General features: G+C 67.8%; 17 protein-coding genes and 1 pseudogene. 12 read left to right on the plus strand and 6 right to left on the minus strand.

From position 1 onward, the window contains the following. Positions 1-26: 26 nt before the first annotated feature. Positions 27-1,004 carry a tripartite tricarboxylate transporter substrate-binding protein gene (locus ACHMXA_RS10685; RefSeq protein WP_395320624.1) on the plus strand — a complete coding sequence of 326 codons (978 nt, stop codon included), beginning with the start codon at positions 27-29 and terminating at the stop codon, positions 1,002-1,004. A 287-nt stretch (positions 1,005-1,291) separates the two neighbouring features. Here ACHMXA_RS10685 and ACHMXA_RS10690 read toward each other — a convergent pair whose 3' ends face one another. From ACHMXA_RS10690 to ACHMXA_RS10700, 3 genes and pseudogenes are all read right to left on the minus strand, one after another. Then, on the minus strand, positions 1,292-1,768 hold the full coding sequence (locus ACHMXA_RS10690; RefSeq protein WP_395320625.1) for a nucleoside deaminase: 477 nt from the start codon (positions 1,766-1,768) through the stop codon (positions 1,292-1,294). A gap of 134 nt (positions 1,769-1,902) precedes the next feature. Then, positions 1,903-2,430, minus strand: coding sequence for a 2-oxo-4-hydroxy-4-carboxy-5-ureidoimidazoline decarboxylase (gene uraD, locus ACHMXA_RS10695; RefSeq protein WP_395320626.1), 528 nt, complete (start codon positions 2,428-2,430; stop codon positions 1,903-1,905). Between the two features lie 38 nt (positions 2,431-2,468). Beyond that, positions 2,469-3,805: pseudogene (locus ACHMXA_RS10700) on the minus strand (MFS transporter). A 182-nt stretch (positions 3,806-3,987) separates the two neighbouring features. Here ACHMXA_RS10700 and ACHMXA_RS10705 point away from each other — a divergent pair. Continuing rightward, a complete protein-coding gene (locus ACHMXA_RS10705; RefSeq protein WP_395320627.1) occupies positions 3,988-4,950 on the plus strand; it encodes a LysR substrate-binding domain-containing protein in 963 nt (320 codons plus the stop codon). A 55-nt stretch (positions 4,951-5,005) separates the two neighbouring features. On the opposite strand, the gene ACHMXA_RS10710 is transcribed toward ACHMXA_RS10705, so the two are convergent. Further along, on the minus strand, positions 5,006-5,959 hold the full coding sequence (locus ACHMXA_RS10710) for a GlxA family transcriptional regulator (protein ID WP_395321285.1): 954 nt from the start codon (positions 5,957-5,959) through the stop codon (positions 5,006-5,008). A gap of 108 nt (positions 5,960-6,067) precedes the next feature. Between ACHMXA_RS10710 and ACHMXA_RS10715 the strand changes: the two genes are divergently transcribed. After that, a complete protein-coding gene (locus tag ACHMXA_RS10715; RefSeq protein WP_395320628.1) occupies positions 6,068-7,081 on the plus strand; it encodes an SLAC1 anion channel family protein in 1,014 nt (337 codons plus the stop codon). A gap of 98 nt (positions 7,082-7,179) precedes the next feature. Here the strand turns inward: ACHMXA_RS10715 and ACHMXA_RS10720 are convergent, their stop codons facing one another. Continuing rightward, positions 7,180-8,049 carry a class I SAM-dependent methyltransferase gene (locus tag ACHMXA_RS10720; protein WP_395320629.1) on the minus strand — a complete coding sequence of 290 codons (870 nt, stop codon included), beginning with the start codon at positions 8,047-8,049 and terminating at the stop codon, positions 7,180-7,182. A 96-nt stretch (positions 8,050-8,145) separates the two neighbouring features. Between ACHMXA_RS10720 and ACHMXA_RS10725 the strand changes: the two genes are divergently transcribed. Further along, on the plus strand, positions 8,146-8,574 hold the full coding sequence (locus ACHMXA_RS10725; protein WP_395320630.1) for a helix-turn-helix domain-containing protein: 429 nt from the start codon (positions 8,146-8,148) through the stop codon (positions 8,572-8,574). A gap of 22 nt (positions 8,575-8,596) precedes the next feature. On the opposite strand, the gene ACHMXA_RS10730 is transcribed toward ACHMXA_RS10725, so the two are convergent. After that, a complete protein-coding gene (locus ACHMXA_RS10730; protein ID WP_395320631.1) occupies positions 8,597-9,412 on the minus strand; it encodes an IclR family transcriptional regulator in 816 nt (271 codons plus the stop codon). Positions 9,413-9,573: 161 nt separating this feature from the next. On the opposite strand from ACHMXA_RS10730, the gene ACHMXA_RS10735 reads away from it, so the two are divergent. The 8 genes from ACHMXA_RS10735 to ACHMXA_RS10770 all read left to right on the plus strand — a co-directional run bounded on the left by ACHMXA_RS10735 (position 9,574) and on the right by ACHMXA_RS10770 (position 17,126). Further along, positions 9,574-10,461 (plus strand): amidohydrolase family protein, encoded by an 888-nt coding sequence (locus tag ACHMXA_RS10735; RefSeq protein WP_395320632.1) that lies wholly within the window; start codon positions 9,574-9,576, stop codon positions 10,459-10,461. Beyond that, on the plus strand, positions 10,458-11,975 hold the full coding sequence (locus tag ACHMXA_RS10740) for a sugar ABC transporter ATP-binding protein (RefSeq protein ID WP_395320633.1): 1,518 nt from the start codon (positions 10,458-10,460) through the stop codon (positions 11,973-11,975). The genes ACHMXA_RS10735 and ACHMXA_RS10740 overlap by 4 nt, the downstream gene beginning before the upstream one ends. A gap of 29 nt (positions 11,976-12,004) precedes the next feature. Then, the gene (locus ACHMXA_RS10745) at positions 12,005-13,039 is read left to right on the plus strand and encodes an ABC transporter permease (protein ID WP_176668124.1); all 1,035 of its coding nucleotides are present in this window, start codon (positions 12,005-12,007) and stop codon (positions 13,037-13,039) included. A gap of 105 nt (positions 13,040-13,144) precedes the next feature. After that, positions 13,145-14,047, plus strand: a complete 903-nt coding sequence (locus ACHMXA_RS10750; protein ID WP_395321287.1) for an ABC transporter substrate-binding protein — start codon at positions 13,145-13,147, stop codon at positions 14,045-14,047. Between the two features lie 127 nt (positions 14,048-14,174). Further along, on the plus strand, positions 14,175-15,452 hold the full coding sequence (locus ACHMXA_RS10755) for an L-fuconate dehydratase (RefSeq protein ID WP_395320634.1): 1,278 nt from the start codon (positions 14,175-14,177) through the stop codon (positions 15,450-15,452). A gap of 21 nt (positions 15,453-15,473) precedes the next feature. Then, positions 15,474-16,250, plus strand: coding sequence for an SDR family oxidoreductase (locus tag ACHMXA_RS10760; RefSeq protein ID WP_395320635.1), 777 nt, complete (start codon positions 15,474-15,476; stop codon positions 16,248-16,250). Between the two features lie 29 nt (positions 16,251-16,279). Next, positions 16,280-16,609, plus strand: coding sequence for an L-rhamnose mutarotase (locus ACHMXA_RS10765; protein ID WP_395320636.1), 330 nt, complete (start codon positions 16,280-16,282; stop codon positions 16,607-16,609). Between the two features lie 73 nt (positions 16,610-16,682). Further along, positions 16,683-17,126, plus strand: coding sequence for a DNA-binding transcriptional regulator (locus ACHMXA_RS10770; protein ID WP_176668129.1), 444 nt, complete (start codon positions 16,683-16,685; stop codon positions 17,124-17,126). The last annotated feature ends 22 nt before the right edge of the window (positions 17,127-17,148 follow it).

Consider the following 17,148-nt stretch of genomic DNA (forward strand, 5'->3'; position numbering starts at 1 on the left):
TTTCAATCCAACGTCACGGAGACATCATGAAGAAACTGTTCGCCCTCGCGGCGATCGCCGCCGCCGCAGTCGCTGCCCATGCGCAGGACTTTCCGGGCGGCAAGCCCGTCACCATCGTCGTGCCCTTCGCGGCCGGCGGCCCGACCGACCGCGTCGCGCGCGACCTGGCCGAGGCGCTGCGCAAGCCGCTGGGCGGGGCCAGCGTGATCATCGACAACGTGCCCGGCGCGGGCAGCTCCATCGGCGCGACCAAGGTGGCGCGCGCCGCGCCCGATGGCTACACGCTGCTGCTCAACCACATCGCGATGGCCACCGTGCCGAGCCTGGTGCGCAACGTGCCCTTCAAGGTCGAGACCGACTTCGAGTACCTGGGCATCGTCAACGACGTGCCGATGACGCTCATCTCCAAGCCGGGCATTCCGGCGGCCAACTACAAGGAACTGAGCGGCTGGATCGCCGCCAACAAGGGCAAGATCAACATCGGCAACGCGGGCGTGGGCTCGGCCTCGCACCTGTGCGGGCTGCTGTACCAGAGCGCGACGAAGACGGAGATGACGCCCGTGCCCTACAAGGGCACCGCGCCCGCCATCACCGACCTGATCGGTGGCCAGATCGACCTGCTGTGCGACCAGACCACCAACACCACGCCGCATATCCAGGCGGGCAAGGTGAAGGCCTTCGCGGTCACCACCTCGAAGCGCCTCGCGCTGCCGATGCTGAAGGACCTGCCCACGCTCGACGAGGCCGGCCTGAAGAACTTCCAGGTCACGATCTGGCACGGCCTGTACGCGCCCAAGGGCACGCCCGCGCCGGTGCTGAAGAAGCTCAACGATGCGGTGAAGCTCGCGCTGAAGGACCCGGACTTCATCCATCGCGAGGAGCAGCTCGGCGCCGTGGTGGCGACGGACGGGCGCGTAGAGCCGGCGGGCCACAAGAAGTTCGTGATCGACGAGATCGCGAAGTGGACGCCGGTGATCAAGGCGGCCGGCGTGTACGCGGACTAGGGCCTGTTCACACTATTTCCGGGGTCGCGAAGGGCAGCAAGGGCGGGCCAATCAAGGCGCGTGACGATGCGTGTGCATGCGCACACGCTAGGAGCGCAACGCCGAGTGGCCCGCCCTTGCTGCCCTTCCCGTAGGGTTGGCGCTCCAAGGGGCCGTCTGCGGCGTTGCCCGCGCTTGCAAGGCTTCAGCCTTGCTGCGCACGGGCGCCTTGCAGCCAGCCCCTTGGAGCACCAACGCGACCCCGGAAATAGTGTGAACAGGCCCTAATGCCGCCCCGGGGCCTGCGTTCAGCGCATCGAGCGCGACCAGGCCTCGTACAGGTCTTCGCCCTCGTCGCGCACGGGCAGTGATCGCACGGGCATCTCGCGCTGCTCCAGCGGCCGCGCGATCTCCAGGTAGCCGCGTTCGGCCGAGAGGTCGTGCGGCTCGCCGTCTTCGTTGGAGTAGGCGTAGTACACCTCCTTCACGCCGGCCAGGTACATGGCCGTGAGGCACATGGGGCACGGGTAGCCACTGGCGTACACCACGCTGCCCGACAGGTCGGTGCCGCCCTGCGCCTTGGCGGCGGTGCGCACCGCCTGCATCTCGGCATGGGCCGTGGGGTCGCACAGCGCGTCGACCTCGTTGACCGCCCGCGCCAGCACCTTGCCGTCGCGCACCAGCACGGCGCCGAAGGGCCAGGTCCTGCGTTCGCGCACGTTGCGCATGGCCAGCCGGATGGCGTCGACCATGTACTTCTCCGAGTCTTGATCGGGATGGGACATCTGCAGAAACTCCTGCGGCGAATCGGCTGCCGCGGTAGGTTGAAAAGAGCCAGGGCGCGCACAGCATCGGCACGCGGTAGCGCTGCGCGGCGTCGAAGAACCAGTAGTAGGGAAGGGGAGGCGCGCCGGAGGCTTCAGCCGTCCAGCAGGGCGTCGATGCGCCCGCGGGTGATGAGGCCGATCTGGTCGAGCGCGGCACGCTGCTCGGTTTCCGTGCTCGCCGCCGTGCGCATGCGCATCGCCTCGAAGATCTGCTGCCTGGTGTTGCGGCGCACGGCGATGATGAAGGGGAAGCCGTGGCGCTCGCGGTAGGCGCGGTTCAGGCGCTGCATCTCGCCCAGTTCGTCGCGGCTGAGCGCGTCGAGCCCGGCGCTGCGCTGCTCGCCGACGGACTCGGCCGTCATCGTGCCGGACTGGGCTTCGCGGCCCGCCAGCTCGGGGTGGCCGCAGAGGAAGGCGATGCGGCGCTCCTGCGGCGCCTGCCGCACGACGTCGAGCATCGCGGCATGCAGCGCGTCGACGTCGGCGAAGGGGCGGCGCGCCCACGCGGCCTGCGCGACCCAGGGGGAGTTCTCGAAGGTCGGCCCGACGGCGGCGACGAAGGCGTCGCGGTCCATCGCATTGAGCGCGGCCAGGTCCAGGCGGGTGGTGGTGAGGGGCATCGGTCGTTCTCGGTGATGGCTGGCGCGATGGTTTCCGCTCAGCGTGCCGCGGCCGGCTGCCTGCGGTGCGAGGGCACGCAGGCCAGGATCAGCAAGGTGGCGCAGATCTCCACCGCCGCCACCACGTACAGGCCGGGCGAGAGGCTGCCGGTGGAGGTCTTGATCAGGCCCAGCATCCAGGGCGCGCCAAAGCCCGCCAGGTTGGCGATGGAGTTGATCAGCGCCACGCCGCCCGCTGCCGCGGTGCCGGCCAGGAAGCGGTTGGGCATCTGCCAGAACACGGGGATGGCGCTCATGGTGCCGACGATGGCCAGCGTCAGGCCCACCAGCACGGCCAGCGCGCTGTGCCCGAGGAAGAGCGCCACGCCCAGCAGCGACACTGCGCCCAGCGCCGCGGCCAGGCCGCAGTGCCAGCGCGACTCTTGCTGCTTGTCGGAGTGGAAGCCGTTCCAGATCATGCCGATGGCGCCGCACAGGTAGGCCACGGCCATGATCCAGCCCACCGCGACCGGGCTGGCGAAGCCCACTTCCTTGACCAGCGTGGGGCCGTAGAAGGTCAGCGAGGAATTGGCTGCGATGATGCAGAAGAAGATCAGGATCAGCAGCCAGATGCGCCCGCTCCTGAGCGAGGCCAGCATGCTGTGCTCGCGCTGGCCCAGCGAGCGGCCGTCGCGTTCCAGGTCTTCGTGCACCAGCTGGCGTTCGCGCGCCGTGAGCCAGTTGGCCTGCTCGGGCCTGTCGGTCAGGTAGAAGTACGTGACGAAGCCGGCGATGACCGAGGGAATGCCCTCCAGCAGCAGCACCCACTGCCAGCCCGACCAGCCGTTCACGCCGTGCATGCCGGTCATGATGGTGCCGGCCAGCGGCCCGCCGATCACGCCCGCGAACGCGGAGGCCGACATGAACATGCCGAAGGCCTTGGCGCGCCGGTCGTTGGGGAACCAGTAGGTCAGGTACAGGATGATGCCGGGTAGAAGCCGGCCTCGAACACGCCCAGCAGGAAGCGCAGGAAATAGAACATCTCCGGCGTCTTCACGAACATCGTGGCGATGGAGGTCAGGCCCCAGCCGATGGTGATGCGCATGATGGTCTTCTTGGCCCCGATGCGCTGCAGCAGCAGGTTGCTGGGCACCTCGAAGAAGAAGTAGCCCAGGAAGAAGATGCCCGCGCCCAGGCCGTACATGGCCTCGCTCCACTTGAGCTCGTCGAGCATGGTGAGCTTGATGAAGCCGATGTTGACCCGGTCGATCCAGGCCAGCACCCACAGCAGCATCAGGAAGGGAATGAGCCGCCAGATGATCTTGCGGTAGACCCCGTCCAGCTCGGACGGGGTGTCGGAAGGCCGGGCGGATGCGGCCGCTGTGGTCGATGTCATGCTTTTCTCCAGGTCCTTGGTGTGGGGCACTGCGATCCGGGCCGGCAAAAGGAGCGCCGCCTGCGTGGGCACTGTAGGCACAATGGTCCGGCCGCGCGCACGGCGCGCGGAATGTGCGGCATAAACCAGAGCGATAGGTCGCGACCCGCGGCGGCGCGCCATCCGGTCGAACCCCTACACACATGACCAGAAGCCAGGACCTTGTCGACATCCACCTGCTGCGCGTGCTGGCGGTGCTGGTGGCCGAGCGCAGCGTTTCTCGCGCCGCGGTCCGCATGAACCAGACGCAGCCGGCCGTCAGCGCGGCCCTGCGGCGCCTGCGCGACGCCTTCGGAGACCCCATCCTGGTGCGCGAGCGCGGCGGCATGGTGCCCACCGCACGGGCGCTGCAGCTGCGCGACAGCGCGCGCGAGGTGCTCGGCGAAATCGACCGCATGCTGGCCGGCCCCGAGCGCTTCGAGCCCGCCTCCAGCACCATGACCTTCACCATCGCTACGCCGGACTACCTGGCCGCGAGCTTCATGGCCGAGGTGGTGGCGCGCTTCCGCGCCGAGGCGCCGCAGGCGCGCCTGCTGGTCCACCCGCTGACGCCCGGCTACGACTACGAGCGCTCTCTGGCGCAGGGAGAGCTCGACATCGTGATCGGCAACTGGCCGCTGCCGCCCGAGCGCATGCACCTGTCGCTGCTGATCGAGGACGAGCTGGTGTGCATGATGAGCCCGCGCAACCCGCTGGCCGCGCCGGGCGCGATGACGCTGCCGCGCTACCTCGCGGCCGCGCACGTGGTGCCCACGCCGTTCGCCAAGTCACACCGCGCGGTGGTCGACAGCCACCTGGCGGGGCTGCGGCAGACGCGCGACGCGCGCGTCTTCGTGCCTTATTACGCGATGGCGCCCTACCTCGTGGCCGAGAGCGACCTCGTGTTCACCACCGCGCGCCACTTCGCCGGGCAGTTCACGCGCAGCCTGCCGGTGGTGTGCGTGGATGCGCCGGAGGGCTTTCCGCGCATGCGTTTCTACCAGCTGTGGCACGAGCGCTCGCAGCACCAGGGCGCCCATCGCTGGCTGCGTGGCCTGCTCTCGACGGTGGGCGGCCACCTGGCGCAGGCGGCACCAGGCGCGGCGAGCGGGCCACCGGCGTGTTGAGAAGCGGCAAGGCGAAGGACCCTATCGATGGGCGAGAGGCGGTGCTACCGCCGCCTCACGTCGCGAAGCGCCTGCGGTACTCCACCAGGCTGACCCCCAGGCGCCGCGAGAACGCGCGCCGGAAGCCGTCGACGTTCGCGTAGCCCACCGCGTCGGCCAGGCGCTTGGCCGGCGCGTCCGACTCCTCGGCCAGGCGGCGGGCGGCGTCGATCCTCGCGTTCTCCACGAACTCGGCGGGCGTCGTTCCCGTCTCGCTGCGGAAGATGCGCGCGAAGCTTCTCTCGCTCATGCCCGCGCGCGCGGCGAGGGCGGGCACGGACAGGTCGTCCTTCAGGTTCGCGAGCACGTGGTCCTGCACCTCGCGCATGGCGGATCGCTCCGAGGTCTGGGCTGCGAGGTGGGCGCTGAACTGGCTCTGGCCGCCAGGGCGCTTGAGGAACATCACCAGCTGGCGCGCCACGCGTAGCGCCAGCTCGCGGCCGTGGTCTTCCTCCACCATCGCGAGCGCGAGGTCCATGCCGGCCGTGACCCCGGCCGAGGTGAAGAGATTGCCGTCCTTCACGTAGATGGCGTCCGCCTCCACGCGCGCACGCGGGTACGCGGCCGCGAGGCCGGTGGCGACGTTCCAGTGGGTCGCGACGCGCTTTCCGTCGAGCAGCCCCGAGGCCGCCAGCACGAAGGCGCCGGAGCACACCGAGCCGTAGCGCCGAACGGCGCCCGCCTGGCGCCGGAGCCAGTCTTGCAACTGCGTGTCGCTTTCCATGTCCTCGATGCGGGGGCTGCCCGCGACCAGCAGGGTGTCGATGGCGCCGCGGTGCGTTTCCACGGTGGCGTCGACGGCCAGCTTCAGGCCGCCGCTGCTCTTGAGCACGCCTGCCTTGGTGCCGATCACCTGCACCTGGTAGGCGCGCGGATTGCCGAGCTGGTGCGAGGCTTCGGCGAAGACGTCGGCGGGCCCGGCGATGTCGAGCAGCTGGAAACGGGGAAAGGCGAGGATGGCGATGCGCATGGCTGACAAGGCCCGGGGATTGGCGGAAAACGCCGTGAGTTGAGGGAGATGGCCCGGTGAGTCTGGCGGAAAATACCAACTAATGCAAATCCAGCCAAGGAGAACAACATGCAAGAACAGGCTCTGAATCCGTCTTCCCCGGTGCTTTCGCCCGTCGCGGCGGCCGCGCCGCGCGCGCAGGCCTCCGTGCGCAATCTCCCGGTCAACCTCTTCGCCTCCGTGATGGGGCTGTCGGGCCTGGCCCTCGCCTGGCGGCTCGCGCATGAAGGCCTGGGCGCGCCGGCTATCGTCGGCGAGGCCGTCGGAGCCTTCGCGCTGGGGGTGTTCGTGCTGATCTCGGCGGGCTACCTGATGAAGCTTGCCAGGCACCCTCAGGCGGTGCAGGCCGAGTTCAGGCACCCGGTGGCGGGCAACTTCTTCGGCACGATCGCGATCTCGGTGCTGCTGCTGTCGGTGGTGATCGCGCCCTACAGCCCACCCGTCGCGCACTTCGCCTGGGCCGTGGGCCTGCTCGCGACCTTCGCGCTGAGCTTCGTCGCGCTGTCGCGGCTGCTGAAGGGCCAGGTGGACGCGTCGCTCGCCGTGCCGGCCTGGATCATCCCGGGCGTGGCGACGCTCGACATTCCCGTCACCGGCGCCCACATGCCGATGGCGTGGGCCGGCGAAGTCAACCTGGCTGCGAGCGCGATCGGCGCCGTGCTGGCGCTCGTGCTCTTCACGATGATCATCGGCCGGCTCGTGCACCGCGACCCGCTCGCCCCCGCCATGGAGCCTTCGCTGATGATCCTGGTGGCGCCCTTCGCCGTGGGCTTCCTGGCCTACACCAACATCGTCGGCGAGATCGACCGCTTCGCCTCGATGCTCTTCTACTTCGGCCTCTTCATCTTCGCGGTGGTGGCGCCGAAGGTGTTCCGTCGCGGCGCGACGTTCTCGCCGAGCTGGTGGGCGATCGGCTTCCCGATGGCGGCGCTGGCCAATGCCGCGCTGAAGTACGCCGAGTCGCGTGCGAGCGCCCCGTTGTGGGTGGTTGCGGTGGTGCTGCTGGTCGCGTTGAACCTGGCGCTGGCGGTTCTCACGGTGAAGACGGTGCGCATCGCGCTCAACGGAAAGCTGTTCGCCTGAGCTTCAGGCCGCCGCGCAGCCGGTGTGAAGAAAAGCGGCCGCGCGGCATCCAGGCGATCCGTCGGCCGACCAGTGCATCGGCGGGCAGCTTCGCGGTCTCAGGCATCGGCATGCCCCTTCTCCGGTGCGCGTGCGACGGCCAGCCAGCAGGCGGCGGTCAGGCGGACCTCGTCGCCGTGCACGTACGGCTCGAAGGCGGCGCGCACCGTATCGATGACCCGTGCGCGCGTCTCGTCGTCGGCCTGCAGCAGCGCGATGCCGACAGGGCCGAGGCGGCTCAGGTAACCGACGAGTTCTTTCTCGGGCAGCGTGCAGGGCAGGTCGACGGGCTGAATGTCGATGTGGCGCCAGCCGCTTTTCTCGAGGATGGCCTGCACCCGCTGGTCGTCCGCGAAGGCGAACTGGCCCGGCGCGCCCGGCTGCCGAGGCGGCAACTGCGGCAGCAGCGGCGCGGCCGCGCGCTCGGCGGTGGTCATGAACGGGTTCTCGGCCGCGCTTCGCCATGCGATGAAGCGCAGCGCGGCGCCGGGCTTCGCCGCATGCAGCAGGTTGGCGAAGGCGCGCACGGGGTCGTCGAAGAACATCACGCCAAGGCGCGAGACGATGCCGTCGAAGCTCGCGGGCTCGAAGGCTTGGGTCTGCGCGTTCGCGCATATGAAGCGGGCGGAAATTCCGTCGCGGCCGGCGCGGTTGCGGGCGGCGGCGATCATCGGCTGCGAGATGTCGATGCCGGTGCACTCGGCGCCGGCACCCAGCTTGCGCGCGATGGCCAGCGTGGTGCCGCCGGTACCGCAGCCGACGTCGAGAACGCGGGTCGCGCCGGTGGCGCAGGTGGCCTCGACGAGCAGTTTCTCCAGGGGCTCGAAAAGCCGGTCCAGCGTCTGCTGGGCATCGACCCAGGCGTTGCCGGCCGGGCCGTTCCAGAGCCTGGCTTGTTCGTCGCCGGCCGCTTGCGTGTTTGCTTGCATGGTTTTCTCCATGATCGTTTCCTCTTGCTTGCCTTCGCGAGGCGGAAGCCGCACTATGCAAATTCAAGCCGGCTTGAAGTCAAGAGGAGGAAGCACATGGATATCGCCGAAGTGGCCAGGCGCTCCGGCCTGCCCGCGTCTACGCTGCGCTATTACGACGAGAAGGGGCTGATCGCCTCCACCGGGCGCCTGGGCCTGCGCCGTACTTTCGACGACGGCGTGCTGGAGCGGCTGGCGTTGATCGCGCTGGGCCGCGCCGCCGGTTTCTCGCTCGACGAGATCGCGCGCATGTTCGGCCCCAACGGGCAGCCGCGCATCGACCGGCTCATGCTCGGCGCCAAGGCGGACGAACTCGACCGCACGATCCGCAACCTGAGCGCGATGCGCGACGGCCTGCGCCATGCGGCCGTCTGCCGCGCGCCCAGCCACATGGAGTGCCCGACCTTCCGGCGCATCCTCGGCGCCGCCGCATCGGGCGCGATCGGCGGGCGTACGGAGAAAAAGAAGAAGCCACCGAAACCGTAGAAGGCGGCGCAGGGCTGATCAGTCAGGCGTTCGCCAGCAGCGAGAGATCGCGCGCGGCCTGCAGCATCAGCTCGCGCGCGCGGTCCAGCGACGGAATCGCATGCCGGTCGATGCGACGGATGTACGGCGTGGTGAGCACCGCCAGCGCATGCCCGCGCGGGCCGAGGATGGGACAGGAGATGTCGATCACCCCGAAATACTGCATGCTCTCGCGCTGCCGGTAGCCGGTGGCGCGCACGGCCTCCAGCATGTGCTCCAGCTCGTCGGGCGGAATCTGCACTTCGCCGTCGAGCGCGACGTGCTCGGCCAGCATCTGCCGGCGCCGCTCTTCCGATTCGCAGGCCAGCAGCACCTGGCCCGAGCCGGTGTCGAGCAGGTTCACGCGCGTGCCAGGCCGCACCGTCATGCTGCTCGCGGCGGGGCTGTTGACCTGCGCCACGATCTGCACGTTGCCCCGGTCGTACACGCCCAGATGGCACGACTGCTCGGCTTCCCTCACGTAGCGGTCCATCACGGGCAGCGCCTGCGTCACCAGCCTGTGGTTCGGCGGGTAGCGGTGGGCCAGGTCGAACATCTTCAGGCTCAGGCTGTAGCGGTCGCCCGCGAGCGAGCGCAGCACGTACTGCCGCGCCACCAGCCGCTCCAGCATTCGGTAGATCTCGCTCGGGCCGCGGTCCAGCGCCTTCACGATCTCGCCGCGCGTCAGGCCCTCGGGCTGGTCGGCGAGCAGTTCGAGGATGTCCAGGCCCTTGTCGAGCGCGGGGGCGCGGTAGCGATCCTGCGGCTCCTGGTCGTCGGAGGGCTTGCTCGAGTTATCAATTTGAATGTTTTTGTTCACCAATGAATTTCACCAGCAAGAGACGTGGCTTGCAAGTTTCGTTCTACGGGAAAGCACTCATGAGGGAAGGTTGACGCAGAAAGTTCGTATGTAAATACTATGTTCAGTAATGGACTAAAGAGACAAGGCGACCGGCAAACCTGCTGCGAGCGACCCGAAAAATGATCCAGCGCATCGACTCGCATCAGCACTTCTGGCGGCCCGCGCGCGGCGACTACACGTGGCTGCGCGCCGACGTACCCGCGCTGGCGCCGCTGCTGCGCGACTTCATGCCCGAAGACCTGGCGCCGCTGCTGCAGGCCCACGGCGTGAGCCGCACCGTGCTCGTGCAGGCCGCCGATTCCCATGCCGAGACCGACTTCATGCTCGACCTCGCGGGCAGCCGCGACGAGATCGGCGGCGTGGTCGGCTGGGTCGACCTGAGCCGGCCCGACGCCGCCGCCTCGCTGGAGCGGATGGCGCAACATCCCAAGTTCAAGGGCGTGCGGCCGATGCTGCAGGACCTGCCCGACGACGACTGGATCGCGCGCCGCCCGCACCGCGATGCGGTGAACGCCATGCTGACGCTTGGCCTGCGCTTCGACGCGCTCGTGAATCCACGGCACCTTCCGTGGCTCCTGCAGTTCGCGAAGCTGTGGCCGCAACTGCCAATGGTGATCGACCATGCGGCCAAGCCGCCGGTGGGCGCGCACGGCGGCGAAGAATTCGCCCGCTGGCGCGAAGACATCTCGGCCCTGGCCGCGCTGCCCCAGGTCTGCTGCAAGTTCTCGGGCCTTTGGACCGAGGCGCCGCCCGCGATGCAGCGCGATGCGGATGCCGTCGCGCGAGCGGTGCGCCCCGTGTGGGAGCACCTGCTCGAGGTCTTCGGCCCCGCGCGGCTGATGTGGGGCAGCGACTGGCCCGTGCTCACGCTGGCCGGCGACTACGCGGGCTGGATCGCCGTGAGCGAAGCCTGCATCGGCGGCCTTTCCCCGCACGAGCAGGCCCAGGTGTGGCACGGCACCGCGCAGCGCTTCTACGGCCTGCCATCCCACCAGGAAAGCCAATGACGCAACCCGTCGTCTCCATCCGCGACCTGAGCAAGGCCTTCGCCGGCGTGCGTGCACTCGACAAGGTGCAGTTCGAGCTGCTGCCCGGCGAGGTGCATGCGCTCATGGGCGAGAACGGCGCGGGCAAGTCCACGCTGATGAAGGTGCTGGCGGGCGTGTACCGAAAGGACTCGGGCGAGGTGCTGCTCGACGGTCGGCCCGTGGACATCGAGAGCCCGCGCGCCGCGCAGGCATTGGGCATCGGCATCATCCATCAGGAGCTCAACCTGATGAACCACCTGAGCGCCGCGCAGAACATCTTCATCGGCTGCGAGCCGCGCGGGCGCTTCGGCCTTTTCATCGACGAGGAGGCCATGTGCTGCGAGGCGCAGCGCATCTTCGAGCGCATGAACCTGAAGCTCGACCCGCGCACGCCGGTGGGGGAACTCACGGTGGCCAGGCAGCAGATGGTGGAGATCGCCAAGGCGCTGTCTTTCGATTCGCGCGTGCTCATCATGGACGAGCCCACCGCCGCGCTGAACAACGAGGAGGTGGCCGACCTGTTCCGCATCATCGGGCACCTGCGCTCGCGCGGCGTGGCTGTGGTCTACATCTCGCACAAGATGGATGAGCTCAAGCGCATCGCCGACCGCGTGACCGTGATGCGCGACGGCCAGTACATCGCCACCGTGCCGATGGCGGACACGCCGATGGACACGCTCATCGCCATGATGGTGGGCCGCCAGCTCGCGGAGGCCGAGCACGAGATGCCCGACACTTCCGGCAACGAGATCGTGCTCGAGGCCAGGGGCATCCGCCGCGGGTCGATGGTGCGCGACGCGAGCTTCGTGCTGCGGCGCGGCGAGATCCTGGGCTTTGCGGGGCTGATGGGCGCGGGCCGCACCGAGTTGGCGCGCGCCGTGTTCGGTGCCGACCGCATCGAGGCGGGAGAAGTCTTCGTGCGGGGCCGCAAGGTGTCGATCCGCTCGCCGGAAGACGCGGTGGCCCATGGCATCGGCTACCTGTCGGAAGACCGCAAGCACTTCGGCCTGGCCACCGGCATGGACGTGGAAACCAACATCGCGCTGGCGAGCATGAGGAGCTTCCTGTCGGCGGGCTTCTTCATCGACCAGGCGGCGGTGGAGTCGGCCGGCGAGCGCTACGTGCGGCAGCTCGGCATCAAGACGCCTTCGGTGCGCCAGCAGGTGCGGCTGCTGTCGGGCGGCAACCAGCAGAAGATCGTCATCGCCAAGTGGCTGCTGCGCGACTGCGACGTGCTCTTCTTCGACGAGCCCACGCGCGGCATCGACGTGGGCGCCAAGGCCGAGATCTACCGCCTGCTCAACGAACTGGCCGCGCAGGGCAAGGCCATCGTCATCATTTCCTCGGAGCTGCCCGAGGTGCTGCGCATGAGCCACCGCGTGCTCGTGATGTGCGAGGGCCGCATCACCGGCGAGCTCTCGGCGCGCGAAGCCTCGCAGGAAAAGATCATGCAGCTCGCCACCCGGCGCGAAGCCGCGGCCTTCGCTCCATGACCACCCATGACCACGACTGGAGACTCCCCTTGACGACCCCGACCGCCACCGCCGTCAGCCCCGGTTTCTCGCTGAGGACGCTGAAGTCCCGGCTCTTCCGGCCCGCCACGCGGCAGAAGCTGCTGGCCTTCGCCAGCCTCGTCGCGCTGATGGTGTTCTTCAGCTTCGCGTCGCCGCAGTTCCTGCAGGCCGACAACCTCGTGGGCATCCTGCAGTCGACCGCGGTGAACGGCGTGCTCGCCATCGCCTGCACCTTCGTCATCATCACCTCGGGCATCGACCTGTCGGTGGGCACGCTGATGACCTTCTGCGCCGTCATGACCGGCGTGGTGCTCACCTACATGGGCATGCCGCTGTGGCTGGGCATCTGCGCGGCCATCTTCTTCGGCGCGCTCAGCGGCTTCGTCTCGGGGCTGCTGATCGCCAAGCTGAAGATCCCGCCCTTCATCGCGACGCTGGGCATGATGATGCTGCTCAAGGGCCTGTCGCTGGTGATCTCGGGCACCAAGCCGATCTACTTCAACGACACGCCGGGCTTCACCGCCATCTCGCAGGACTCGCTGATCGGCGACATCGTGCCGGCGCTGCCCATTCCCAATGCGGTGCTCATCCTGTTCCTGGTGGCGGTGGCCGCGAGCATCGTGCTCAACAGGACGATCCTCGGGCGCTACACCTTCGCGCTCGGCAGCAACGAGGAGGCGGTGCGCCTGTCGGGCGTGAACACCGACTTCTGGAAGATCGTGGTCTACACGGTGAGCGGCGGCATCTGCGGCATCGCGGGGCTGCTGATCGCGTCGCGGCTGAATTCGGCGCAGCCGGCGCTGGGGCAGGGCTACGAGCTCGACGCCATCGCGGCGGTGGTCATCGGCGGCACCTCGCTCAGCGGCGGCACCGGCACCATCGTGGGAACCATCATCGGCGCCTTCATCATGAGCGTGCTCACCAACGGCCTGCGCATTCTCTCGGTCGCGCAGGAATGGCAGACGGTGGTCACGGGCGTGATCATCATCCTGGCCGTGTACGCCGACATCCTGCGCCGCCGCAGCGGCAGCAAGGCGCACTGAATTCCCTGAGTTTTCGATCCGTCCGTTCCTTACAACCGCAGGAGACTTCGCATGATCCAGAGAAGAACAGCCGTTGCGTACACGCTGGGCGCGGTGATCGCCGGCATGGCCGGCTTCGCGCAGGCACAGCAGGCGCAGGAGATCTACATCCCGCTCGTGTCCAAGGGCTTCCAGCACCAGTTCTGGCAGGCCGTGAAGTCGGGCGCCGAGCAGGCCGCCAAGGACCTGAAGGTGAAGGTGAGCTTCGAAGGCCCCGAGACCGAGGCCATGGTCGACAAGCAGATCGACATGCTCTCGGCCGCGCTCGCCAAGAAGCCGCAGGCCGTCGGCTTCGCCGCGCTCGACAGCCAGGCCGCCATTCCGCTGCTGAAGAAGGCGCAGGCCGCGAAGATCCCGGTGGTGGCTTTCGACTCAGGCGTGGACAGCGATATTCCGGTGACCACGACCACCACCGACAACAAGGCCGCCGCCGCGCTGGCTGCCGACAAGATGGCCGAGCTCATCGGCAAGAGCGGCGAGGTGGCGCTGGTGGTGCACGACCAGACCAGCCGCACCGGAGTCGACCGGCGCGACGGCTTCGTCAACCGCATTAAGTCGACCTACCCCAACATCAAGATCGTGAGCGTGCAGTACGGCGGCGGCGACCAGCTGAAGTCGACCGAGATCACCAAGTCGATATTGCAGGCATCGCCCAACATCAAGGGCATCTTCGGCGCCAACGAGGGCTCGGCCATCGGCGTGGTCAACGGCGTGAAGGAGATGAAGCGCACCGGCAAGGTCGTGATCATCGGCTACGACTCGGGCAAGCAGCAGAAGAACGCGATCATGGACGGCAGCATGGCCGGCGCCATCACGCAGAACCCGGTGGGCATGGGCTACAAGACCGTCGAGATGGCGGTGAAGGCCGTCAAGGGCGAGAAGCTGCCGAAGATCGTCGACACCGGCTTCTTCTGGTACGACAAGACCAACATCGCCGACCCCAAGATCGCTGCGGTGCTCTATGACTGACCCCCAGGCTGCGCGCACTTCGTGTCGCTTCGCCAACCCCCTTCCAGGGGGCAACACCTGCGGCCCGGCAAAGCCGGTTCCGGCGGTGTTCCCCGAAGGAGCCTCCTTTCCCCTGCCGGCAGTTGTCATGACCATCGTCCGCTCCATGCGCGTGCTCGACGTGCGCTTTCCCACCTCGCAGCATCTGGACGGCTCCGATGCGATGAATCCCGATCCGGACTACTCGGCGGCGTACGTCGTTCTCGAGACCGACCAGCCGGGGCTGGAAGGTCATGGCCTCACGTTCACCATCGGCCGGGGCAACGAGATCTGCTGCGCGGCCATCGAGGCGATGAGCCACCTGGTCGTGGGGCTCGATCTCGCATGGGTGGCCGAGGACATGGGCCGCTTCTGGCGGCATGTGACCTCCGACAGCCAGCTGCGCTGGATCGGCCCCGACAAGGGCGCGATCCATCTGGCGACGGGCGCCGTGGTCAACGCGATGTGGGACCTGTGGGCCAAGTCCGAAGGCAAGCCCGTGTGGCAGCTGGTGGCCGACATGTCACCCGAGGAACTGGTGCGCTGCGTCGACTTCCGCTACATCACCGACTGCATCGCGCCCGACGAGGCGCTCGCATTGCTGCGCGAGGCATCGAAGGGCAAGCAGGAACGCATCGCCACGCTGAAGGCCGAGGGCTACCCTTGCTACACCACCTCCGCCGGCTGGCTGGGCTACCCCGACGAGAAGCTGCGGCGGCTCGCGCAGGAAGCGATCGACGCGGGCTTCAGCCACATCAAGCTCAAGGTGGGCCGCGACCTGCAGGACGACATCCGCCGCCTGAAGGTGGCGCGCGAGGTGCTCGGCCCGGATCGGCACCTGATGATCGACGCCAACCAGGTTTGGGAGGTGGGCCAGGCCATCGACTGGGTGCGGCAGCTCGCCTTTGCCAAGCCGTGGTTCATCGAGGAGCCCACCAGCCCCGACGACGTGGAGGGCCACCGCAGGATCCGCGAGGGCATCGCGCCCGTGAAGGTGGCCACGGGCGAGATGTGCCAGAACCGCATCATGTTCAAGCAGTTCATCATGCGCGGCGGCATCGACGTGGTGCAGATCGACGCCTGCCGTCTCGGCGGCGTGAACGAGATCCTCGCGGTGATGCTGATGGCCGCGAAGTACAAGCTGCCCGTGTGCCCTCATGCGGGCGGCGTGGGGCTGTGCGAATACGTGCAGCACCTCTCGATGATCGACTACCTCTGCATCTCCGGCACGCGCGAGGGGCGGGTGGCCGAGTACGTCGACCATCTGCACGAGCATTTCGTGGAGCCTTGCGAGGTCCGCAACGCGGCCTACATGCCGCCGAAGGGGCCGGGCTTCTCGATCGAGATGAAGCCGCAATCGCTGGAGCAGTACCGCTTTCGCGGATAAGAAGGAAAGGCATCGCACGACATGGACCTGAACCTGAAAGACAAGGTGGTGATCGTCACCGGCGGCGGCAGCGGCATCGGCGCGGCCATCTCGACGACGCTGGCGCAGGAAGGCGCGGTGCCGGTGATCCTCGGCAAGAACCCGCTCGATGCATCTTTCGAGGAAGGGCTTCGCAAGCTGCAGCCGCGCACGCGCTTCTTCCAGCTGGAACTGATGGAAGAGGCCGCGTGCGCCAAGGCCATCGGCGATACGGCTGCAGAGTTCGGCCGCATCGACGGGCTGGTCAACAACGCGGGCGTGAACGACAGCGTGGGACTGGAGGCGGGGCGTGATGCCTTCGTCGCCTCGCTCGAACGCAACCTGATCCATTGCTACGTGATGGCGCACCACTGCCTGCCGCACCTGAAGGCAAGCAAGGGCGCCATCGTCAACATCTCTTCGAAGACGGCGGTAACGGGGCAGGGCAACACCAGCGGCTACACGGCGGCCAAGGGCGCGCAGCTGTCGCTCACGCGCGAGTGGGCCGCTTCGTTGCTGGAAGACGGCGTTCGCGTGAACGCGGTGATTCCGGCCGAGGTGATGACGCCGCTCTACCAGCGCTGGATTTCCGCCTTCGACGAGCCCGACCGCAAGCTGGCCGACATCACCGACAAGATCCCTCTCGGCCGTCGCATGACGACCCCCGAGGAGATCGCCGACAGCGTCGTGTTCCTCCTGTCCGAGCGTGCCTCGCACACGACCGGGCAATGGGTGTTCGTGGACGGCGGCTATACGCATCTGGACCGGGCGCTGACCTGATCCTCTCCTCTTTCCGATTGGAATTGCCCATGCGCCATTTCCTGGCTCTGGATTTGAAGGACGACCCGGCCCTCATCGCCGAATACGAGGCTTATCACCGAGATATCTGGCCCGAGGTGCGCGCGCATCTGAATTTGCACGGCGTGACGGCCATGGAAATCCATCGGCTCGGCACGCGGATGGTGATGCTGATGGAGACCGACGACGCGCGCTACGACCCTGCGGCAATGGCGCTCGCGACGCGCGGCAACCCGAAGATCGCCGAATGGGAAGAGCTCATGTGGAAGTTCCAGGCGCCCACGCCATGGACGCCGGAAGGCGAGAAGTGGGTCGAAATGACGCGCATCTTCCGGTTGTAATCAAAAGATTCTTTTTTGATCCGGATTTGAGATTTTTGCCATATGTTTACATTTGCTGGGCAAAATGCCGGGCATGCCAAACATCGCATCCATTCTGAAATCCGAGATTTCGCGTGTCGCCCGCAAGGAAGTTCGCGCGGAAATGGAAACCCTCAAGAAGGCATCCGTTCACCATCGCGCGGCCATCGCGGCGCTGCGCCGCCAGGTGAGTTCGCTGGAGAAGGAGCTGCGCAACGTCGCCAAGGGCACGGCCCGCAATTCGCGCGCGAGCGCACCGGAGGAGGCTGGAGACGACAGCCCCAAGCGCCGGTTCAGCCCTGGCCGGTTGGCTGCCCACCGCGAGAAGCTGGGTATTTCCGCCGCTTCCTACGGGAAGCTGGTGGGCGTATCGGGCCAGACGATCTACCACTGGGAGCAGGGCAAGGCACGCCCCCGCGCCGCGCAGCTCGAAAGCCTCGCCGCCGTGCGCGGTCTGGGCAAGCAGCAGGTGGCCGAGCGGCTGGGCGAGGCCGGATAACCAGCCCCGGCTCTTTTTTCTT

The sequence above is a fragment of the Variovorax sp. UC74_104 genome (assembly GCF_044055375.1).
In the GTDB taxonomy this organism is placed as follows: domain Bacteria; phylum Pseudomonadota; class Gammaproteobacteria; order Burkholderiales; family Burkholderiaceae_C; genus Variovorax.